Source organism: Pseudomonas sp. I2 (genome assembly GCF_040984075.1).
Classification (GTDB): domain Bacteria; phylum Pseudomonadota; class Gammaproteobacteria; order Pseudomonadales; family Pseudomonadaceae; genus Aquipseudomonas; species Aquipseudomonas guariconensis_B.
This window is the reverse complement of record NZ_JBCGFQ010000040.1, coordinates 20,416-40,084: the sequence shown is the minus strand read 5'-3', so window position 1 is coordinate 40,084 and position 19,669 is coordinate 20,416. Positions and strand designations below refer to the sequence as shown.

Here is a 19,669-nt window from a genome sequence, read left to right as displayed (position 1 = left end):
TCCTCAGGGTTTTCCGTAGAAGACTTCTTCGTTGGATTTGCGTGATGGGTTGCCGGAGCCGCGGTGCAGCTGGCCCTCGACCAACTGCTGGCCGATCCGGTGAAAGAGCCGAACAACTTCGGGGTGGGAGCCCATGCCGGTCTCGGCCAGGGCTTTGCTGAGCTCAGGGGTACCGAACTCGCCCAGGGCTCTCTGGGCGATGGCAACGTTGGCTTCGAACTTGGCGCCACCGAACTCGGGGTCGGCCTGCAGCTCGCTCGCCCACTCGCCCAGTTGCTGTTGGCGGTGCTGCTGCATCTGCTGCTGGTAGGCCTGGACCATGCCCTGCCGGCGCTTGGCGTCCATGGCGACGAGCTTGTCAACCTGTTCCTGGGTGAAACCCAGCTCCTTGAACACACCGGACCATTCGGCAGTGGCGGCTTCGTCGAGCTCGTAGCCCTCGGGCAGGTTCTCGAAGGCGTACTTCTCCGGCACCACGGGCTTGGCGGCCTGATCGTCGGTCTTGTTCTGCTCGCCTTCCGCCTTGGTGGGATCAGCGCCCTGTTCGCCTGCTGGCGGAGCGCCAAGGATGGTGTCAGCTGCTGGGGCTGCGGCCTGCTGACCGTCAGCACCATCGGCAGGCGTAGCACCGCCGCCAGCATCGGCACCATCGGCACCGGCTTCGTTCATGAGGAAGTGGCCGAGACGGCCGTGGATGAAGAGGTTCATGCGTTTGCCTCGTCTGGTTTGGCGGTGTTCTCCTGAACCATCACCGGGTACAGGTGCGGGCACAGGGTGTGGACTCGCTCCAGCAGGCGCAGGCCGTGCTGGCGATTGCCCTCGTTGAAGGCCATTTGGGCGTTGTTCTGGTCGAAGACCGGGTGGAAGACGCGGGCAGCGGAGAGCTCTGCCCAGACCAGGCGGCGGCCTCGGGCGTCGCCCATCAGCCACTTGAAGTCCTGCTCGGCCTGCATTTGCTGCAGGCGCTTCTCTTCCTCCCGCTTGAGCAGGATCTCGTCGTTGTCGTCCATTTAGGCCCCCAGCATCCGGCCCAGCGCGTTGTCTGGGGTGACCTCGGTTTCGGATAGGAGCTTGGCGCCCTGGATGGTGCTGCCGATGGCCTGGGCCGCCTGCTGCATCTGGGCTTGCTGGTTGCGCTGCTGGCGGATCGCGTCGACCTCATCGTCGCCGCGAACCACGGTGGGTACCGCACCAATGGCGTCGGCGTACTCGTCGACCATCTGGTCGGCATTGAGCTTGTCTCGGACCTCGGGGAAGGCGCCAGACAGGTTGCCGGCAAAGGCGGCGAAGCGCTCCAGGCCGGTCACATTCAGCGACTTCTGGGCCTGGGCCAGGATCGAGACGTACTCGGCCTGGATCTCGGTCTGCATCAGCTCTTCGGGCGGCTCAGGCAGCAACGGCTCGCCTTCGATGATGCCCTGCCAGATCGGCAGCGACTGGCGCAGCATGATGTTGAAGGTGCGGTCGATCAGCGGGTCGAGCAGTTCGTCGTTGATGCGCTCGAGCACCGGCCCCAGCATCAGCATCTTCTCTTCCTTGCGCGCCGCGATCTCGGTGGCGGTGCGCACGGTGTCCAGCTGGCTGACCATCAAGAACAGGTCGGCGAAGAACGCCTGGTTGATCCGGGCGGCGTGCTGCTGGATCTTGGCCTCGACCGGGTTCAGCCATGCCGGGTTAGGCTCGTAGATCGGCGTCATCTGGTTCTGGCCGCCGATCATCGGTACGTAGGTGACGCCGCCGGGGATGGTGCTACTCGGCATGCCCTTCAGCTCGGCCGGGGCCTGCAAGGGCGGGTTCGATCCGGTGTCGACCATGCGGGCCGCCCGGCGCTCCAATAGTTGCAGCGCCTTGTTGTCGCCCAGGCTGACCTTACCAGGACCATACCCGTAGGCGTCACCCGGAAGGAGATCCCAGCGCGGAACCATGGCCGGGAACTCGTGATACCCGCGATGTTCGAGCACCATGTCGCCCGGCGCGCCACACTCCCAGACCAGGGACTTGAACGGCATGTTGCGGGCGCCACGCTTGTTCGGGTCGTGGCTGCGGTTCGGCTCAACCATCTGGACGCAGCTGATCAGCGTGTCGCCGTTGTTGCCCTCGAGCAGGCTCTTGGCTGTCGGGCTGAGCACATCCCTGCCGTACTTCTCGGCCAGCTGGTTGGCCGTCCACTTGAACTCCACGTAGATCGAGTCAACCCGGCCACTGGCTCCGTTGGCGACGTAGTACTCGCCGATGGTGAAGGCCTCGCAGCGAATCACCGTCATGGGGTCTTCATCAACCCAAATACAGCCGGTACCGAAGGAACCCATCTCCAGGTAGCAGGTGGGCAACACCTGGTACAGGTTGGAGCGCAGGAACACGTCCCGCATCCGCTGGGTGCACTCGTAGAACCAGGACTTGACCGGGCCGAACTCCATGATGGCCCTGGTCACCGGCTTCAGGTTGAACCATGGACGCGCCGGCGAAGTGATGCCGCTGACCATGCCCGACGCCTGGGTCCGGTTGGCCATGGTGGCCGTGTTGTTGATGATCTTGTTCGTGGTGCGGTCACCACGGTTGGTGTCGTCGCACAGCACGCGGGAGCGCAGGGGCTGGATGAAGTCCGACAGCTCGCGCCAACCCGGCTCCCACGACGAACGCTCGTTCTTGAGCGAGGCAAGGCGCTTCTCGGCCTGCTTGCGTGGGCTCTCTGCGGTCATGGTCATTGCCCCAGCAAGGTCTTGCGAGCGGTCTGGGTGCCGGCCATCGAACCACCCAGGATGGTGCTGGACATGCCGGCAGCGGCCGCGCGGCGGCGTTTCTCGTCGTCGCGGGCCGCCTGGACATCAGCGGCAACGTTGGTGGCCTGTTCGGTCGTTGGCGATCCCGATTGCAACACCATGTCGTTGCTGGTCATCAGGCCGTTCTCGTCGCCCAGCAGGTTGGGCAGGCCCAACTTGTCGAGGACTACGTCCCCGCCCCGCAAGGGGTCGATCTTCTTGATGGTGTCCACAATGCCGCCAAGTCCGCCGCCACCACACATGGCTGTTACCTCAACTGTTGAATGGGTCATAGTCGGACTGGTGGCTACTGCCCCCTCGCCCGCCTTGGTACTGGGCCTTTATCACCGGCATGGTGAAGGTCAGGGCCAGCGCGTCTCCGTCGTCTGGACTGATGCCCAGGCGCTTCTTGATGTCTGCCTTTTTCTCCAGGGCCAACTGGTCGTGCGCGTTGTGCGTGTACTCGGGGCTGGCCAGCTCGGCCTCTAGCTCGGTGTCCTTCTCTATGGCCAAGCCCAACTTGATGGCCTCGCGCATGCGCCACCAGATCCAGGTCCGCATGTTGGCGTAGTGCCGGTCCGGGGCCTGGCTGGCGAAGTTCACATCGATGATCACCACGCCAGGAAGGAGCCGGCGTAGCTGGTCGGCAATGGGGCCGCCAACACCTGTCGAGTCGACGAACACCGCGTCGGGCTTTCGCTCCGCCACCTCGGTGCACACCCGGGCGATGAACTTGGTGGTGTCCCGCGTTTCGCTGCCCGGGATCTTGATCGGCTTGATGCTCTTGGCATCCATGCCGCGCCGGAAGCGGATCACGTTGTTGTCCATGCCGCCGCGGGCGATATCGATGCCGCACACCAGGGCGTCGTCCATGCCGAACACGGCTTCGCGCCGCATGGCCTCGGCCACCCAGTCGGTTGGAATGAGCTGCAAGTCAGAAGCCCTCGGGAACATGCCGCGTACGCGGATACGGACGAAGTCGCTGTCCTCGCCGTAGTCGGCAATCCACTTGGCGATCTGCGTCTTGTTGGTGCCGTCGACGGTGCGGCTGTCGACCTGGCGGTGCCGCCAGCGGTGCTTGTACTTGGTGAAGCACTCGCGGAAGCGCCCGGTATTTCGGGTTGGGTTGCCGAAGGCTGCCCAGATGATCTCAGTGTCGGCGTCGGTCAGCGCGCCCTCTGCCACTTCCCACACCAGGTCGGCGATGGCAGAAGCCTCATCGAAGATCAGCAGGATGCGCTTGCCTTCGTTGTGCAGGCCGGCGAATGCCTCGGTGTTGGTGTCGGACCAAGGCACCGCGTCTATGCGCCAGTTCTTGTCGTGCCCAGGCTCTGTGCTGAACAGGGCCGTGCCTACGAGCTTGAACCAGTGACTATTGATCGACAGCCGGTGCCACTTGGCTACCTCGGGCCAGGTCTTGGTACGCAGCTGGCTTTCGGTGTTGGCCGTGACGACGCCACGGGTATCAACTGCGGTGCTCAAAGCCCACAGGATGATCCAGGACACCAGCGCCGACTTGCCGATGCCGTGGCCGCTGGCCACCGCCTCGCGGATAACCTCGCCCAGATCCTTGGCGCCGGCCCGAACCTGCTCGCCGATCGACTCGAGTACGTCGACCTGCCAATCGCGGGGTCCGGTCTTGTTGGCCAGCTCTGTGCCTTCTTCTCCCCACGGGAACGCATAGAGCACGTATCCCAGCGGGTCATCAGCGAAGCCGACAATGTCGTCGACCAGCAGTTGCTCGTCGTCAACCTCGACTGGAGCGGTCACGCACACGCTCCTTGGCCTTGGCCATCCGCGCCGAAAGACCGGTCACGGTCACATCGACCTGCTCCTTGAAGGCGTTCACGTTCACGTGCTTGCCCAGCAGCTCAAGGTTGCGGACCTTGTCGGGCCACTTGATCTTCTTGAGGATGCCAACCATGTCCCGGTCCTTGCCCTGGCCCTCGAACATCTCAGCCAGATCGAATCCCGCCAGGTACTGGCGCCAGGCCTTGGGCCACTGCTTGAGCGGCTTGAACGAGAGATCATCCTCGAGGATGTCGATCACATCCAGCTGGTCGATCTCCACCAGGCGTTGCAGGACGTAGTCGGCATCGACCTTGAGGCGCTTGCTCCGCTCGCCCATGGCCTTCTCGATGGCCGCCTTGATCTCTGGCTTCTTCATGAGCTGGTAGGCCTGCTCCCTGGCCCTGGCTGGAGCGTATCCGGCCCTGATGGCAGCCTGGGTGGCGTTCAGGTCGACCAGGTACTCGACGACGAAACGCTGCTGCTTGGCTGTCAGGGCCATGGGAATTCCTTAGTGCGCGATGGGACAGACCCTGCTGACCCAGTCCTGCAGGGCTGTCAGTTGGCGGATGGCGTCGTCACCGTCGTTGGCGATTCGGACAATTCGTTCAGCAGCCGCTGGGTCAAGTTCGGCTCGCGCTTCTGCATGACCCAGGCCGGCGGCGGGGGCAGATCCTGCAGTGCTGCAGCTGGTGGCGAGGACTGACAGCCGGTGCTGGCCAGCAGCGACAGCAGCACGAAGAGTGGCATTGGTCTGGTTCGCACGTTCGCGTTCCTCGGTGTGTTCGGTGTCGAGCTGGACCAGCAGGCGCTGGGTGTTGCGTCGCGACTCGGCGGCTCGCTCCAGGGTGTCGATGACCTGGGCCTGCTGCTCGAGCTGGTCGCTCTGGCGCTGCATCTTCTGCCAGCCGCCGTACATGAGCAGTCCGCAGGCAACCAGGGCGGCGATCAGGTAGCGGTTCATGCTGCCACCGGCAAGGTGACCAGCAGGAAGCCGGCGAACGCCAATAGCGAGACACAGGCGATGCCGGCATAGACCTTCAGCACGCGCTCTACGTAGCCCTTGGGCAAGCCTGCATCGCAGTAGTGCAGGTGACCGTGCTCGTCCAGCAGGACTGGCATGGAGACGTTCATCGGGGTCATTGCTGGGCCTCCAGGCACTTGGCATGGCGATCGAGCTGGCGCTGCCATACGCCCCAGCAGCGCTTGTTCGGCTGGCCGTTGATCGTGGTGGAGCAGTCGTAGCCGGCGGCCCTGCGCCACTTGAGCAGGTCGTGGCAGGCCTGGACGTAGTTGCCGGCCAGCAGGTCGCGGCGCATCGAGGACGACCGCCAGTTGGTGATTCCGTACTGCCCCACGAAGTCCATGTACAGGTCGAACTCTTCCTGGTGCAGCTTCACACCGGGCAGGCTGGCGGCGAACAACTTCTCGTCCTGGGTCAGCAGGTTGCGGGCCAGGACTTCAGCGCGCTGGCGGGTGATGGTGTCGCCCAGGCGGACGCGGGAGCCGTCCTCGTAGCGGGTGCTGCCGTGGCCGATGGTAGGCACGTCGCCCTGGGTGGGGATGACGGCAACATCGGTGAAGCCCTCATGCGCCTTCCAGGCACCGAATCCGGCCAGGCTCATGGTCAGAAGGCCGACCGCAATGCGTTGGCGAGCGCTCATCTCTGGCACTGATCCCGCAGGGCCTGGATGCGGGCCTCGCTCTCGCGGGCCTCGCGCCGATCACGCCGGATCTGGAACCAGGTGCTGACCAGGAAGCCCAGCAGCGCGATGGCTACGCCAGCAACGCCTATCCAGTTGACCTGGGTGAGCCAGCCAGCCACGCCAGTCGTGGCGCCGACCAGCATGCCCTTGTTCGCCACCGAGGCGCCGACCACTTCTACGATGCCTTCCGGTTTCGACATGGGGGTACTCCTGCCTGGGGCGTTCATGGGGCCTCCAGAAACGCGAAACCCCGCTCGATGGCGGGGTCTGAATGAGGTGGTGCGGAGGGCCGGTGCTTGTCCGGCTTGGTGGTCTGGCTCGCTGGGTCACGTACCCCAGACTCTCATCGCGTAGTCCATCAGTGACCGCACGGGTTTGACTGGACGCCACTACCGACTTAGCCCAGCTGCCTGGGCGGGTCATCCGCAGAAAGCAAAAAACCCGCTCAATGGCGGGTTTCTGGTGTCTGTGCGCAACTCTGCACAGTGGGGAAATCATGCCGAAACCCGCACATTTCTGTCAAGGCATCGATTTTCCTATTGATGCGGCTGCCCTGACAATCGCACGGCGAGTTGCGGTCAACCGCTGTGCCTCATCCTCGAAACACTCGGTACTGCCTTCGATGTCAGATTCCGCAACGCTTGCGCAGACCCATCGGTCTTGGTCCTGAGGAACGCTCTGTTCGACGTCCATTCTGATCTTCACCGCCAGTCGCAGAGCATCGCCATCATTGGTCAGCGGGTTCCATAGAGCATCACCTTTCGCAAAGACTCGAGGATTGCCGATCCCTATTGCGATGCCACCGTCAGCCGCATCATGGAACTCGCACCACTCACCTTCGATTTTCCCAGCCCTCGCCGCCAGTTCCAGCAGTTCACGATCATTCATGGCTTGCTCCTGTCAGCGATAGCCTGCAGCTGCTCCTGCATGTACTCGCGGCTGTGCCGGATGTGGTGGATCAGTATGCCGGCTTGACTCATGGTGCCGTCGCAGTACGCTTCGTCGAAGGTCCGGAAATACTTGGCCTCGAACCATTCTTCGAAGCTGGGCACATGGTAGTCATCAAGCTGCTGCAGATCGTTCATGTGGTTGCCCTCAAGGTCGCGGAGGATGTCGTTATGCTTGCCGACAAGCTTTTCGATGATGGCCCTCATTTCGCTCATGCCGCCATCCTCCAAATGTATCTCAGGACCGCCAGCGCTAGGCCGCCCAAAGCTAATGTCATGCCTATCGCGCCGGCCATCGCAATCGACCTATGCAGCCCTATCATGTTCTTCATAGCGCGCCTTGACTGCTCTGGAGTCATCCGCCGATAGGATTTCGGATTTACCATCACGCCGCCTCCCGCTCTTCGCTCAGTACGCGCCCTACAGGAAGCAAGCACAGCCGATCGATATCCCCGGCCTGGTCGAACATCATACGCACCAGCCAGCCCCATTGCCGAGCCCAGTTGCGACTGTCCAGCTCGACGCCGTGGGTGTCGGCCAGCCAGCCCCGGAACACCCACGGGTCGCTCATCGGGTCGGGGTTCGCGCCCATTCCGCCCTGGACCATGTGCTTGTAGCGCACCAGCACGCCACGGGCTACCCACCACTCGCGGGTGCCGAAGTCGCAAGACCGCTTCTGTCCCCGCCGCTCCAGCTCCAGCTCGACGGCACTCGCCAGCACCGCGATGGCGCTTTCCTCCCAGTTGTTCGAGGTCGACACGTCCACTACGGGCGCATACAGGTGGTGCCCGAACTGCTGATGCAGCGGCGGCAAGCTGGCGATAGCGTCCTGCACCCTACCCGCCAACGCCATATGGGCGACCTTGCCCAGGTTCTCCCAGCGCTCTGGCCGGGTTTCGTTCGCCACGTACCCGCGTTTGCCCAGCTGGGCCACCTCCAGGCCGTGGTGCATGACGCTGTCCCAGGGCGTGTAGAAAGCCTCATGCCATGCGAGTCGTGCACTGAACAGCTTCATACAGCCCCCTTGCGTAGTTCTGCGTATGCCATGTGGATCAGAACTCTTGGAACGCCCAACCACCGCCAGACTTCTTGGTCTTGGCCGTGACGGCGATGATCTTGAACGGGTACATGCTGGCGGCCACCTTGGTCTTGACCTTGGCGTCGTCAGTCCAGAAGCCCTTGACCTCATGCAACTGCATTTCGCCGTTGGCGAGCATCACGGCGAAGTCCGGCGTGTAGAACGTGTTGTCGGCCAGGCGCAACTTGATGCCCTCGAACTTGAACCAGGCGATCTGGCCAACGAACTGGCGGTCCTGTAGGTACTGCTGGTAGGCAGCCTCGGTCTTGTTCATTTCGCCGGTCTTGAGTCGGCCCAGGGCCTGCATGCGCCTCTGGCCGTTGCGACGATCAGTCATTCCCCGCCTCCCCACCAATGGCCTGCTGCAGCACCAGCACGTGGCAGCCGCGGCAGGTGTTGCCCATCATCGAGTCGATGCGGAACTCGCCATGGCACTGCACGCACTTGACCTTGCGGTTGCCCTCTGGCTCTTTCCAGCGCAGGAAGCCAGCGGCCTGGCGTGCCTTGGAGCACTTGTCGTGCTTGAAATGGGCGCGGGACTTGCCGCACACGTCGCAGCGGCCGCTCTGGCACCTGACCTGGGGGTCTACGCCGCGCGGCGAGCGGACTTGGGGTTCGTAGTTCATGGTGCGGTCCTCAAATTGCAGTCAACTACGCGACCGATTAATCCGGCATCGCAGAGACTTCCCATGGCGAAGTCGTAAATGGCTATGCACAACAGCGCCAGACACAGCATCGCGACAACAAACGCGAACACGCATCCAATGAACTCAAGGAATTCACGCATGGCCGACTCTCCGGATTCCGAGCTTCGCCAGCAGCAGCTTGCGAGCCGCCTGGCCGTCAGTGGGAATGTTCTGTGCCGTGACCAGGTCGCGGGCTTCCTGGTGGGAACGGGCCAGCTGGGCCTTCATGCCGCTGTCGTGCTCGATGCCCTGGGCGATCTTGCCGTCGAGCGGTTGTGCGTTCTGGGCGCGGCGCTGGACGATGGCGTAGTTGCGCTCGAAGCGCTGGTACAGGGATCTGTCGCTGTGCTTGGCGCTGCGCAGATCGAACGTGCCGGTGGCCTCTGCTGCGACCTTCACAGCTTCGTGGCTGTACTTGCCCATCAGGGCCTCGGTCCAGGCCTGGTCGATTGGCGGCAGGCCTGGCACGTGCAGGCACATGGCGCGGAAGACGTTCGCCGGCGGCGGCCAGTCGAATTCGGCCGCGCGCTTGATCAGCTGCTGCAGGCCTACGGCGAGCTGGCGACCAGTGAGCCCACCCAGGATCTTGGCCCAGCTGTGGTCCTGGTCAGCTGATTCGCCGAAACTCGACGTCCAGCGGTGCCCGTACATCTCCGACATCTTCAGCCACAGCTTGTCCAGCAGCACCTGCGGCAGCTTGCTCTCGCCGCTGTCGTTCAGCGATTGCTGCTCGGACGCGGCCGGGTGCCGAACGATCTTCGCGCTGGTATCCACCGCCTTTCCCAGCAGGTCCTTGACCCCGGGTGCGGTGCTGATTGGCTTCTGCGGTGGCAGGTCCTTGTGATCCATGGGTGTACCCCCCGGCTTGCGCCTGGCGTATGTGGTGTTTCAGGGACTGGGCGAGTTGATGCTCCCACTGGGCCTGCGACTGCTCCTTTTCGGGGCGTGCGATCCAGTACGAGCGGAATTCGTTGAGCGTGTCGGCGGGGACGGCTTTGGGGATGGCGTTGCGCAGTGCGGTGGCGTTCCAAGTCTTGGGCTCTGGCTGCCAGCCGTCATGCATCGCGAAGTAGCCGCGCGCGGAGAGAGTAGTAGGGCTTTTACCGGATATCGGAGGTAGGTTGCTGATCAGCGAGTCGGCTGATTCTGATGTGGTTGCTGATCCGTCAGCAGAATCGCTGAAACCCTCGGTTTCATTGGGTTCTGGCGCTTCACCTTCTGGTTGCTGATCTGGTTGCTGATCTGGTTGCTCATCGGTTGCTGATGTTTTGGACGCACCATCCCAGTCCGCATATGGCAGCTTGTAAACGAGGGGTCCAATTTGGGTGATAACGCCGATGGTGATCAGGCGATCAACGAGGGAGCGGACCTTCTGCCTGGTAGGGGATCCAGACTCATGCCGCCCGCGGATTGGAGCAATATACAGCTCTTCACGGAACATTTGCTCGCTCAATCGGCGAACGACACCAGACACCCCGGTCCTGTAGTCCATAAACCGGCGAATGGCGCAATAGAGCTTGAAGACGTCCGCTGGCTCATCTGCCAGGGCGCCCCACTCCGCGTCATTGATCTGGAAGGCAGGCATTGATCAGTCCCAGCCCAGTGGTCCTGGCCGCTTGCGCTCAGCCTTCAACCCGATGCGCGCCATGGTTTCCAGGGCGGACAGGTATTCAGCGGTGACCACCACGGCAGTGCTCGGCACGACGCGCAGATCGAGCAACGACAGGACCTGGGCCCAGCGCTGGTACTCGCCGTCATTCCAGCGGGAAACGGTCGACTCGCTGCAACCGGTTTGCAGGGCTATCGCCTTCTGACTGGTGCGCGCAAGGCGCTGCAAGATCAGCGTTTCGATCTCGCGGGCAATGTCATCCCGCTCTTGGCTTAATTCGTTCGTCGACATGATCAGGCCGCCGACGACTGGGCTGGCACATCTTCCTGGCGAGCTGCCAGCGTGCCTTCGGAGGCTTTCTCCAGCACGCATTGTTGCTGGAATGAGAAGCCTCCGGCCGACTTGCATTGCGAGATTCGCCCAGGGGACAAGCTGAGCGCGGCGGCGATAGCCCGGCCACTGCCAAAGTGGGCAAGGGCTTCCTGGTATGTCATCGGTCTACTCTCCGAGTGGGGTTTTCAGCGGAGTTTAGAAAAGTAAACCGTACAAAGCAAGGCATCTAAACCTGATGATGTTTAGCATCCTAAACATGGAATTCTCAGATCGCGTCAAAAGGCGCATGAAAAAGCTGGGTATCACCGCCGTTGAGCTGGCCGAAACGGTCGGCGTCTCTAAGGGTGCGGTGACCCACTGGACCAACGGCACGAATGAGGCTGGTGGCAAGCGACTCGTGGCGCTGGCTGAAGCGCTACAGTGCACGGCCCTGTGGCTGTCTTCCGGTATGGGTGACGAGGAAATCGGGGGCGACGAAAGCCCGACGGACTCGCCCAGCGAGCGCGACTACGCCCTGATCCCGCAGTACAGTGCGCGCGGCAGCTCGGGCAAGGGATACTTAAATGACCACGTCGAGATCAAAGGCGGCTTGGCCTTCAAGCGCGATTGGCTCAAGGGTATGTCGTTGCGAGAAGAGAACCTGCGGGTGATGTACAACCACGGCGACAGCAACTGGCCCACACTGAGCGACGAGGAAGTGCTGTTGGTGGACGTGTCGAAGATTGAGCCAGTCAATGGCAAGATGTACGCAATGTACGATCCCGACAACGAGGTCATCATCAAGCGGTTGATCAGGGATATGTCTGGCGGCTGGATCATCCGGTCAGACAACCAGGACAAGACACGCTATCCCGACATGCCTATCAGCGACGACGGAATGCGCGGCGTGGAAATCATTGGTCGTGTTGTGTGGCGTGGCGGCGGAATCTAAGCCAGCGAGGAACCCATGGAGTCCGAAAAAAAGCCGAGCTGGTCGATACCGACAATTGTGTTCGGCGCAGGCCTGGTCGGTCTAGCCACTAGCTTGGCCGGCTATTTACTTCATATCCCACAAACCGGACATGTCTTCATCGTTAGCTTACTGATGCTCTTGTTCGGCGCCCTCGTGTCTGCGTTGAGGCGCGAGGGCGGCGCCAAATTTGAAGATGTCTTGACCATGATCGTCGCTCTGTTCTTCTTCGGCTGGCTGGCATGGAAAGCATTCAGCTAGCCGATTCCCCACAATCATAGGCCCGCCGCGTGCGGGCTTCTTTTTGCCCCGGCTGTTTAGATATCTAAATTTCTCCTTGACGCGATTCGTTTAGTTTTCTAAATTCTGCTCAACCGGCCTAGCAAACACTGACCGGTTGGCAGCGAGCCGAAGCCGATTCGGTACAGGGGAAGCCTCGCCCCGGGTGCGCAGCGTCGAGCACCGCATAAATGAGAGCCGACAGCACGCAGCGTGGTCGGCTGTTGGGCTCTCAGAGCCCCCGAACCAAGTCATCGCCCAGCCCGCAGGTGGCGTGTAACAGCGGCATAGCTCCACGGAACATTTCACTTCTGCGCCTGGGCGACCGGGCGTAGCGGGAAATCGACCGAGGATCACCCCAAATGGTTACCCCAGAAATCGCTGAACGCATGTGCAACAAGCTGGTTGAGGCCTACATCAACGCCTGCAAGCCCCGAAACATGGATGACGTCGCGAACGTGACGTTGAAGCTGATCAGCATGGCCGGCCTGGCGCTGGCAGCCACCCACGGCAAAGACGAAGCGGTTGCCTTGATCCACAGCGTGGCCGAACACGTCGGCGAGAACGCCCATCGCAGCCGTGCCGAGATCATCAGGCGCCACTGATTCCCTTGACAGCCGGAAAGACGGCCCGATCACCTGGACCCCATCCCAGGCTGCATCGGAGTTGAGCTTGTTGATCCACGGTGCATCCATGCCGTCGAAGCGCTCGGCGTTCATGGACCCGCAGTCCCCGGCAGGCTCAACCCCGATGCAGATGCCCGCCGCCGAGCGGTGAAATCCCGACACGACCTGATCGCGGGTCACGCGGCGGGCATGTGCATCCCCCTTCCTTCTGCATCGGAGAGCGCTTCTCGACCCTAACCATTCAGGTTCAGGGAGACAGGCGGAAAGCGCTCTACCCATGCAGATCCCCCTCCCCCGCAAGGAAACGCCCCATGAAAAACAACGACACCCCGGAGACCGTACTGGTCCTCCGGACTTGCTACGCCGATCTCACCAGCCACGGCGGCTTCCAATGGCCGAACGAAGTGGGCGCCATCGTCACAGCCCCCGACTGGCGCAACGACAACGAGTGCGGACACGGCCTGCATGGCTGGCTGTTCGGCCAGGGCGACGCCGGCGTAAGCGACAGCATCCGCCGCCAGGACGCCAAGTGGTTGGTGGTCGAAGTCGCGCTTCAGGACGTGGTTGCCCTGGGCGGCAAGGTCAAGTTCCCGTCCTGCACCATCCGCCACATCGGCGACAAGCAGAGCGCCACGGAATACCTGCTCGAGCACGAACCGAGGGCGGCTAGCGTCGCGGTCATCGGCTCGACCCTGACCGGCGGCAACCGCTCGACCCTGACCGGCGGCTACGGCTCGACCCTGACCGGCGGCTACGGCTCGACCCTGACCGGCGGCGACGGCTCGACCCTGACCGGCGGCGACCGCTCGACCCTGACCGGCGGCTACGGCTCGACCCTGACCGGCGGCGACGGCTCGACCCTGACCGGCGGCAACCGCTCGACCCTGACCGGCGGCGAGAAATCCGAACTGCGCATCCGCAAGTGGTGCAGCAAGTCGGAGCGTTACCGCACCTACAACGCCTATGTCGGCGAAGACGGCATCGAGCCTGGCGTTGCCTATCGCCTCGACGACAACAACAAGTTCGTCAAGGCATAACCCGTCATGCGGGCGAGTCGCGGGGCCTGATCAGCCAGACCAGACGCACGCCGGGAAGCGCCGGCCGCCCGCCCCCCACTGAGGCTCTCACCATGTTCAATCCAACCGCGCGGAAGGTGTTCGCCGAGAGCATCGACAGAGCGCTTGCTGTGCCGCCAGGCGAACTGGTGGCCTCCGAAACCGAACTGAGCTACGCCGCCGGCATGGTCAGCTACGCGCTGTTCCGTGGCGATATCACCCACGACCAGGCCAAGTTGATGCATATGCGCATCCATGCTGCCCGCCAACGTCGTGTCGCCCTGCTCTGCCGGCGCCAAGTGGCATGAGCGCCCACGACATGTGGCTCGATCCGCCCGACCTGGACGACGAGCCTGAGCCCTTCGAAGACGATGCCGAGCCGGACGATTACCCGTTCCAGGCCGGCGACTGGCGCTCGGACGAGCGCGAAATCATGCTGGAGCGCCGCTATGACCAGTAAATGCCGGGCGGTCATCGCCCCCAACATCCCCGATCTCGTCAAGGCCCTGCAATCGCAGGGCTTTTTCTTGGTGAACGACCTGCCACGACAGATCCATGTCGAGGTGCGCCGTCACATGCTTGTTGTGAGGTTTCCATGACGATGATCTGCGGAAACTGCGGCCAATACGGCATTCGCTGGATGGGTCAGATCAGCAATCTCACCCACACCGAGTGCCCTCACTGTGGCGGCCAGAACTGCCAGCGCGAGGAAGGCCAAGAAGACGCCTGCCGCGAGTGCGGCGCGATTGGCTGCAACGGCGAGTGCTACGGCGATGACCTGATGGGTTGCTCGTCATGACCGCCGCCCAACGCCGGCGCCGCCACCTGATCTGGCGCGGCGCCCTTAATTCCCTCCTTGGCTGGTTCGGTTGGCTGGTGCTGATCGGGCTGGCTGACGCCATCACCCGATAGAGCCTCTTCTATGAATATCGAAAACGTCACGGTGTTCACCGACGCCAGCTTTTGCCCGGAAACAAAGTGTGCTGGCGGGGCCTTCTGGGCTCGCGGCGACGCAGAGCGCATGAACAGCTCATTTCCTATCACCGGGGTCGCGCAGGCCCACGAAGCGGAGATTGTCGCGGCCTGCATGGCGATCATTCAGATGAGCGAAGACCCGGCCTTCGGGCAGTTGCTTCGCCTTGGTCGGCAAACCCGTCTGGTGCTGGTCATCGATTGCTTGGCCATTCGGGATGCTTTCGAGGCTCGCATACGCCCGTCCACACCAATCATCGACCAACACATCGCTCGAGTAGAGGCCTTGCGCAAGGAGCATGGCTTCTTCTTGAAGATCAATCACGTCAAGGCCCACAAGGGCAAAGCAACGCCGCGTCAGTGGGTGAACAACTGGTGCGACAAGGAAGCCAAGCGGCAAATGCGCGAACAGCGGGGGCTGCGCTCCCTTGGAGTAGAAGCATGCCTGTAACCACCATCCGTGCCTCTTCCTGGGGGTCGTTGTTCGACTGCGCCTACAAGTGGGAATACATCCATATCCTCGGGCATCGGTCACCCAGCAGCGGTCGTTCTCACCTGGGCACGGCCATTCATGCCAGCACAGCAGCTTTCGACGTGTCCCGCATGAACGGCAGCAACCTGTCGGCCTACGACACCGCCGAGCTGCTGGTGCACACGCTGCGCAACCCCGATCAGGACATCGACTGGAAGGCCGACAAGCTGACGCTGGCCGAGGCCGAGCGCATTGCGCTGCCCTTGCACACCCGCTACTGCAACGAGATCAGCCCGCGCTACGAGTTCGTTGCTGTTGAGCGGACCACCGAGCCGCTGGAAATCGACTGTGGTGGCGGTGTCGTTGTCCGCCTGACCGGCCAGCTTGACCGAGCCCGGATCTGCAAGACCGGCGACGGCAAAGGCATTGCCGACGTAAAGACCGGCGGTGCCGCTGTCGTGGATGGTGTGGCCAAGACCAAGGGCCACTGGGCCCAGATTGGCACCTACGAAATCCTCGAAGAGCACACCACCGGCGAACCCTGCACCGCCCCTGCCCACATCATCGGACTCAAGACCAAGGGCAAGCCCGAAACCGGCATCGGCGAGATCATCGGCGCCAAGCAAATGATGGTCGGCACCGAGGATTTTCCCGGGCTGATCCAGATCGGCGCCGACATGCTGCGCTCCGGACTGTTTCCGCCCAACCCCCAGAGCTTCCTTTGCAGCGCGAAGTATTGCCCGCGCTGGTCCACCTGCCCTTACCACCAATGAGGTCCACCATGTCGCAACCCACCACCCTGGCGCAGATGCAGACCAGCGCTGTCGCCACCCCAAAGCAGTCCCGTCCACCGGTATCCATGAGCTTCTTCGACCTGGAAGGTTTCGAGCTGATGCAGCGCATCGCGAAGGCCTTCGCCAGCTCCAACCTGGTGCCCAAGCAGTACCAGGGTAACCTGCCGAACTGCATGATCGCCCTTGATATGGCCCGTCGAATCGGCGCCAACCCTCTCATGGTCATGCAGAACCTCTACATCGTTCACGGCACACCGGGATGGTCCAGCAAGTTCCTGATCGCCACGGTGAACACCTGCGGTCGCTACAGCACCTTGCGCTATGAGTGGTGTGGCACCAAGGGCAAGGACGACTATGGCTGCCGTGCGTGGGCCGTGGAAAAGGAGACTGGCGAGCGCCTGGATGGCATCTGGGTCACCTGGAAGATGGTCAAGGCCGAAGGTTGGGCCAGCAAGAACGGCAGCAAGTGGATGACCATGGAGGATCAGATGTTCATCTACCGCGCTGCCGCCTTCTGGCAACGCGCATACGCGCCAGACCTTGGCATGGGCCTTATCACCGAGGAAGAGATCCGCGATACCTACGACGCTCAGCGCGGAACAGACGGAAGCTTCTCGGTTTCGCTTGAGGATCTACAGGGTTCCGGAGAGCAGCCAGTCGAGCCACAGGCCGAGGCCCTGGAGCACAACCCAGACGAGCGCCTCGACACCATGGCCGGCGAGATCACCAAGAACGGTCAGGTCGAGTCGGTAGACGTCGAGCAAGAGCCGGACGAGCTCGAGCAAACCGACACCAGCAACCTCCAGTTCGAGTAACCCGCCATGGCCAGCCAAGCAGTGGAAGAGCTGTACGACTGTGTCGAGGAATTCACTTCCCTGCTGGCTGCCGCCGAGCTGCATGCCGACGGCGCCTGGGAAAACGAGTTCGTCGAAAACATGCGGGCCAACTTCAAGCGCCACGGCCCGCGCACCCTTCTGAGCGTTCACCAGCAGAAGAAGCTGGAAGAGATCGCCAAATACTGAGGAAAGCCCATGAAAGTTGAGCACAAAGAAGCCATCGACCGCGCCCGCCGTCACGGCATGCACCCCATGACCTTCGCTCATGAGCTGATGGTGCACGACCTAGTTGATGCGGCTCTGTTCGAACTGCGCAACATCAAGGTTCCGTTCAGCCGCTTGGGCGAGGACGACCAGCAGGAGGTGATCGACCGCATCACCAAGATCGCGGAAGAGGCTGTCAGCACAGCGGTCGGCATCATCAGCACCCGCAGCGTCGACACCATCCCGATGACCGTGGTTGACGCGAAGTTCAAGGCGAAGGCCATCACCGTAACCGCTTCCATCGACGCCCAGGACCCCAACCGGCATGGCTTGATCGATGTGGCTGGCAAGTTGTGCCTGATGGTGCTTGCACCGAACGACTACGCCGAAGGCACTGACGGCATCCAGGCTGAGCGTGATCAGTACGACCTGCCGCTGAGCGCATCCGAGATCATTGCCGGGGCCGGACTGGATCGAAAGCAGGAACAGCGGCACACCGAGCCTGTCACCGAGCAAGCACCGGTCGACGATAGCGATGCAGTTGATGCCGAGTTCGTGGAGACCAGGCCGGAAGGCAAGGAGTTCGGCGGCTTCACCTACGAAGATGCCGCCAACCTGGTCAGCCTGCACGCTCAGGTCATCGATGTGGCCTGGCTGCAACGCCGCTTGAGCATCGACAGTGACAGTGCCAGTTCGCTGCTGCTGCGCCTGCTGGACGACAAGGTCATCGAGCTGGAAAGCGAAGCCGAAGACCGCCTTGAGTACAAATACCGCGTCGTGGCCACCCTGGCCGACGTCGCTGGCCTGGAATTGGAGTGATGCCATGCGCCTCGAACACATCTTCGTCGAGAATTTCCAGGGCCTGCGCAGCGCCAGCCTGGACCTCGCCACGCCGATCACCCTGGTGGCCGGCCTCAACGGCGCTGGTAAGTCGTCCCTGCGCGAGGCCATTGGCTTCGCACTGGGCGGCTCCGGTCGCGTCCAGCACAAGAAGGACTATGGCAAGCTGATCACCGAGGGCGAGAAGAAGGCCCAGATCATCGTCAGCCACGACGGCGCGGCCAGCAGCTTCACCCTGCCCAAGGGAACCGCCGAGCGCCACGGCGTACCCGGCGACGACTACCTGCCGTTCGTGCTGACCCCGGGCGCCTTCGCGGCCCTGGACGACAAGAGCCGGCGCGCCACGCTGTTCAAGCTGATGGGCGCCAGCGCCAAGCCTGACGTAGTGGTCGGCAAGCTGGCCGAGCGGAAGGCAGACCCGGCCAAGGTCGAGAAGATCAAGCCATTGCTGCTGAGCGGTTTCGCTGCCGCCCAGGAGCAGGCCAAGACCTATGCCGCCGAGTCGCGCGGCGCCTGGAAGGCCATCACCGGCGAAGCCTATGGCAGCGAGAAGGCTGAAGGCTGGTCAGTGCAACTGCCGGCCGGCGAGGTCGCCAGCGAGGCAGAGCGCGAGAAGGTGTTCGCGGAGCACAAGAAGGTGCTGCAGGACATCGAGAACGGCAACCGCTTCATCGGCGAACAAGACGCCAAGCGCCAGGCTTCCGCTGGGCTGGATCAGCGCAGGACCGAACTGGAGCAAGCCGCCGGGCTTTACGATCGGGCAGTGGCAAAACGCACCACCACCGAGCAGGATCTGGCGGCGCTGGAGCAGCGCCTGCCCGAACTGCAAGCCCAGCTGAAAGACCAGCAGGCCGGTTCCGGCGGATGCGAATGCCCGGCCTGCGGCGCCGGGCTCAAGATCGTCGGCAAGAAGCTGGAGCTGTACAAGGGCCTCAAGGAGGACACCACGGCCACCACCACCTTGGCTCTGGACGTTACCAAGGTCCAGCAAAGCATCGACATGCTGCGCCGCACCCTGCAGAACGACATGGCCGCCGTGGCCAAGGCCGAAGCTGCCCGCGATGAGCTGAAAAGCCTGGAAGGCCAGCAGGCCGAAGCTTTCGACCAGGACAGATACAACCGCTCTGTCGAGTCGCTGAACAAGCTGCGCAAGCTGGAAGGCGATCTGCGCGCTAAGTACACGGCCCTCATGGATCAGGCCATCGCAGCCAAGTCCGCCGACGAGAACACCGCCAAGGCCGCCCAGCACCACCAGGACGTGAAGGACTGGGTGCTGATCGAGAAAGCCCTGGCTCCCGACGGCATTCCGGGCGAGATCCTGGCTGGCGCCCTGCAGCCCTTCAACGCCAGCCTGGCCCGCACCTCCAAGCTCACGGGCTGGCCCATGGTTCAGGTGGCCACCGACATGGAAATCACCGCTGGTGGCCGTATGTACCAGCTGCTGAGCGAGTCGGAGCAATGGCGCTGCGACACACTGCTGGCCCTGGCCATCGCCGTGCACTCGGGGCTGAAGCTGGTAATGCTCGATCGCTTCGACGTGCTGGACCTGCCTGCGCGCGGCCAACTGCTCGGCATGCTGGTCAGCCTGGCCAAGGCCGGCGAGATCGAAAGCGCCATCGTTCTGGGCACGCTCAAGGCCAAGCCAGCCAAGTTGCCACCTGAAATCAGCGCGGTATGGATCGAGGGCGGTGTCGCCCAACAAGACCAGCCAATGCAGCAAGCCAGCTGACCCACCA

The 19,669-nt window shown here is 62.8% G+C and carries 32 protein-coding genes and 1 pseudogene; 13 read left to right on the top strand and 20 right to left on the bottom strand.

Annotation, left to right across the window (positions count from 1 at the left end; genetic code table 11):
* Positions 1–3 precede the first annotated feature (3 nt).
* From WCE05_RS19420 to WCE05_RS19330, 19 genes and pseudogenes are all read right to left on the bottom strand, one after another.
* Positions 4–708 (bottom strand): hypothetical protein, encoded by a 705-nt coding sequence (locus WCE05_RS19420; protein ID WP_368816389.1) that lies wholly within the window; start codon positions 706–708, stop codon positions 4–6.
* The gene (locus WCE05_RS19415) at positions 705–1,010 is read right to left on the bottom strand and encodes a hypothetical protein (RefSeq protein ID WP_368816388.1); all 306 of its coding nucleotides are present in this window, start codon (positions 1,008–1,010) and stop codon (positions 705–707) included. The genes WCE05_RS19420 and WCE05_RS19415 overlap by 4 nt, the downstream gene beginning before the upstream one ends.
* Positions 1,011–2,699 (bottom strand): portal protein, encoded by a 1,689-nt coding sequence (locus WCE05_RS19410; RefSeq protein WP_368816387.1) that lies wholly within the window; start codon positions 2,697–2,699, stop codon positions 1,011–1,013. It lies immediately after the preceding gene.
* Positions 2,700–2,701: 2 nt separating this feature from the next.
* A complete protein-coding gene (locus WCE05_RS19405) occupies positions 2,702–2,992 on the bottom strand; it encodes a hypothetical protein (RefSeq protein WP_368816386.1) in 291 nt (96 codons plus the stop codon).
* Between the two features lie 40 nt (positions 2,993–3,032).
* Entirely contained in the window at positions 3,033–4,529 is a 1,497-nt protein-coding gene (locus tag WCE05_RS19400) for a terminase (RefSeq protein ID WP_368816385.1), read from the bottom strand.
* Positions 4,507–5,049, bottom strand: a complete 543-nt coding sequence (locus WCE05_RS19395; protein ID WP_368816384.1) for a terminase small subunit — start codon at positions 5,047–5,049, stop codon at positions 4,507–4,509. The genes WCE05_RS19400 and WCE05_RS19395 overlap by 23 nt, the downstream gene beginning before the upstream one ends.
* A 9-nt stretch (positions 5,050–5,058) precedes the next feature.
* Entirely contained in the window at positions 5,059–5,511 is a 453-nt protein-coding gene (locus tag WCE05_RS19390) for a lysis system i-spanin subunit Rz (protein ID WP_368816383.1), read from the bottom strand.
* Positions 5,508–5,690 (bottom strand): hypothetical protein, encoded by a 183-nt coding sequence (locus tag WCE05_RS19385; RefSeq protein ID WP_368816382.1) that lies wholly within the window; start codon positions 5,688–5,690, stop codon positions 5,508–5,510. The genes WCE05_RS19390 and WCE05_RS19385 overlap by 4 nt, the downstream gene beginning before the upstream one ends.
* Complete coding sequence (locus WCE05_RS19380; RefSeq protein ID WP_368816381.1) at positions 5,687–6,211, bottom strand: glycoside hydrolase family protein; 525 nt, start codon at positions 6,209–6,211, stop codon at positions 5,687–5,689. The genes WCE05_RS19385 and WCE05_RS19380 overlap by 4 nt, the downstream gene beginning before the upstream one ends.
* Positions 6,208–6,453, bottom strand: a complete 246-nt coding sequence (locus WCE05_RS19375) for a holin (protein WP_253080000.1) — start codon at positions 6,451–6,453, stop codon at positions 6,208–6,210. Before WCE05_RS19375 ends, WCE05_RS19380 begins: the two co-directional genes overlap by 4 nt.
* Before the next feature lie 319 nt (positions 6,454–6,772).
* Positions 6,773–7,141, bottom strand: coding sequence for a hypothetical protein (locus WCE05_RS19370; RefSeq protein ID WP_368816380.1), 369 nt, complete (start codon positions 7,139–7,141; stop codon positions 6,773–6,775).
* Entirely contained in the window at positions 7,138–7,416 is a 279-nt protein-coding gene (locus tag WCE05_RS19365) for a hypothetical protein (protein ID WP_368816379.1), read from the bottom strand. Before WCE05_RS19365 ends, WCE05_RS19370 begins: the two co-directional genes overlap by 4 nt.
* 169 nt (positions 7,417–7,585) lie before the next feature.
* Positions 7,586–8,215, bottom strand: a complete 630-nt coding sequence (locus WCE05_RS19360; protein ID WP_368816378.1) for a hypothetical protein — start codon at positions 8,213–8,215, stop codon at positions 7,586–7,588.
* A gap of 37 nt (positions 8,216–8,252) precedes the next feature.
* On the bottom strand, positions 8,253–8,615 hold the full coding sequence (locus WCE05_RS19355) for a DUF1064 domain-containing protein (RefSeq protein ID WP_368816377.1): 363 nt from the start codon (positions 8,613–8,615) through the stop codon (positions 8,253–8,255).
* The gene (locus WCE05_RS19350; RefSeq protein ID WP_368816376.1) at positions 8,608–8,904 is read right to left on the bottom strand and encodes a hypothetical protein; all 297 of its coding nucleotides are present in this window, start codon (positions 8,902–8,904) and stop codon (positions 8,608–8,610) included. The genes WCE05_RS19355 and WCE05_RS19350 overlap by 8 nt, the downstream gene beginning before the upstream one ends.
* 153 nt (positions 8,905–9,057) lie before the next feature.
* Positions 9,058–9,813 carry a hypothetical protein gene (locus tag WCE05_RS19345; RefSeq protein ID WP_368816375.1) on the bottom strand — a complete coding sequence of 252 codons (756 nt, stop codon included), beginning with the start codon at positions 9,811–9,813 and terminating at the stop codon, positions 9,058–9,060.
* Positions 9,814–9,886: 73 nt separating this feature from the next.
* Positions 9,887–10,027 (bottom strand): annotated as a pseudogene (locus WCE05_RS19340) (DnaT-like ssDNA-binding domain-containing protein); the annotation flags it as partial.
* A 65-nt stretch (positions 10,028–10,092) separates the two neighbouring features.
* A complete protein-coding gene (locus WCE05_RS19335) occupies positions 10,093–10,218 on the bottom strand; it encodes a hypothetical protein (RefSeq protein WP_368816399.1) in 126 nt (41 codons plus the stop codon).
* Positions 10,219–10,552: 334 nt separating this feature from the next.
* The gene (locus WCE05_RS19330) at positions 10,553–10,864 is read right to left on the bottom strand and encodes a transposase family protein (RefSeq protein WP_253099473.1); all 312 of its coding nucleotides are present in this window, start codon (positions 10,862–10,864) and stop codon (positions 10,553–10,555) included.
* Between the two features lie 298 nt (positions 10,865–11,162).
* Here WCE05_RS19330 and WCE05_RS19325 point away from each other — a divergent pair, with 298 nt between their 5' ends.
* Complete coding sequence (locus WCE05_RS19325) at positions 11,163–11,837, top strand: helix-turn-helix domain-containing protein (RefSeq protein WP_368816374.1); 675 nt, start codon at positions 11,163–11,165, stop codon at positions 11,835–11,837.
* Positions 11,838–11,852: 15 nt separating this feature from the next.
* The gene (locus WCE05_RS19320) at positions 11,853–12,116 is read left to right on the top strand and encodes a hypothetical protein (RefSeq protein WP_368816373.1); all 264 of its coding nucleotides are present in this window, start codon (positions 11,853–11,855) and stop codon (positions 12,114–12,116) included.
* A 371-nt stretch (positions 12,117–12,487) separates the two neighbouring features.
* Here the strand turns inward: WCE05_RS19320 and WCE05_RS19315 are convergent, their stop codons facing one another.
* The gene (locus tag WCE05_RS19315) at positions 12,488–12,853 is read right to left on the bottom strand and encodes a hypothetical protein (protein ID WP_368816372.1); all 366 of its coding nucleotides are present in this window, start codon (positions 12,851–12,853) and stop codon (positions 12,488–12,490) included.
* Between the two features lie 218 nt (positions 12,854–13,071).
* Here WCE05_RS19315 and WCE05_RS19310 point away from each other — a divergent pair, with 218 nt between their 5' ends.
* The 11 genes from WCE05_RS19310 to WCE05_RS19260 all read left to right on the top strand — a co-directional run bounded on the left by WCE05_RS19310 (position 13,072) and on the right by WCE05_RS19260 (position 19,662).
* Positions 13,072–13,797 (top strand): hypothetical protein, encoded by a 726-nt coding sequence (locus tag WCE05_RS19310; protein ID WP_368816371.1) that lies wholly within the window; start codon positions 13,072–13,074, stop codon positions 13,795–13,797.
* Between the two features lie 92 nt (positions 13,798–13,889).
* A complete protein-coding gene (locus tag WCE05_RS19305; RefSeq protein ID WP_368816370.1) occupies positions 13,890–14,123 on the top strand; it encodes a hypothetical protein in 234 nt (77 codons plus the stop codon).
* Positions 14,120–14,275: a hypothetical protein gene (locus WCE05_RS19300; protein WP_368816369.1), complete on the top strand. Its 156-nt coding sequence runs from the start codon at positions 14,120–14,122 to the stop codon at positions 14,273–14,275. Before WCE05_RS19305 ends, WCE05_RS19300 begins: the two co-directional genes overlap by 4 nt.
* Entirely contained in the window at positions 14,265–14,414 is a 150-nt protein-coding gene (locus WCE05_RS19295) for a hypothetical protein (RefSeq protein WP_253080015.1), read from the top strand. Before WCE05_RS19300 ends, WCE05_RS19295 begins: the two co-directional genes overlap by 11 nt.
* The gene (locus WCE05_RS19290; RefSeq protein ID WP_368816368.1) at positions 14,411–14,614 is read left to right on the top strand and encodes a hypothetical protein; all 204 of its coding nucleotides are present in this window, start codon (positions 14,411–14,413) and stop codon (positions 14,612–14,614) included. Before WCE05_RS19295 ends, WCE05_RS19290 begins: the two co-directional genes overlap by 4 nt.
* Before the next feature lie 123 nt (positions 14,615–14,737).
* Positions 14,738–15,238, top strand: a complete 501-nt coding sequence (locus WCE05_RS19285; RefSeq protein WP_368816367.1) for an RNase H family protein — start codon at positions 14,738–14,740, stop codon at positions 15,236–15,238.
* Positions 15,229–16,032, top strand: a complete 804-nt coding sequence (locus tag WCE05_RS19280; RefSeq protein ID WP_368816366.1) for a PD-(D/E)XK nuclease family protein — start codon at positions 15,229–15,231, stop codon at positions 16,030–16,032. Before WCE05_RS19285 ends, WCE05_RS19280 begins: the two co-directional genes overlap by 10 nt.
* 8 nt (positions 16,033–16,040) lie before the next feature.
* Positions 16,041–16,868 (top strand): hypothetical protein, encoded by an 828-nt coding sequence (locus WCE05_RS19275; protein WP_368816365.1) that lies wholly within the window; start codon positions 16,041–16,043, stop codon positions 16,866–16,868.
* A gap of 6 nt (positions 16,869–16,874) precedes the next feature.
* Positions 16,875–17,075 (top strand): hypothetical protein, encoded by a 201-nt coding sequence (locus WCE05_RS19270; protein ID WP_253099444.1) that lies wholly within the window; start codon positions 16,875–16,877, stop codon positions 17,073–17,075.
* Positions 17,076–17,084: 9 nt separating this feature from the next.
* The gene (locus WCE05_RS19265) at positions 17,085–17,912 is read left to right on the top strand and encodes a DNA translocase FtsK (RefSeq protein WP_368816364.1); all 828 of its coding nucleotides are present in this window, start codon (positions 17,085–17,087) and stop codon (positions 17,910–17,912) included.
* 4 nt (positions 17,913–17,916) lie between these two features.
* Positions 17,917–19,662, top strand: coding sequence for an AAA family ATPase (locus tag WCE05_RS19260; RefSeq protein ID WP_368816363.1), 1,746 nt, complete (start codon positions 17,917–17,919; stop codon positions 19,660–19,662).
* The last annotated feature ends 7 nt before the right edge of the window (positions 19,663–19,669 follow it).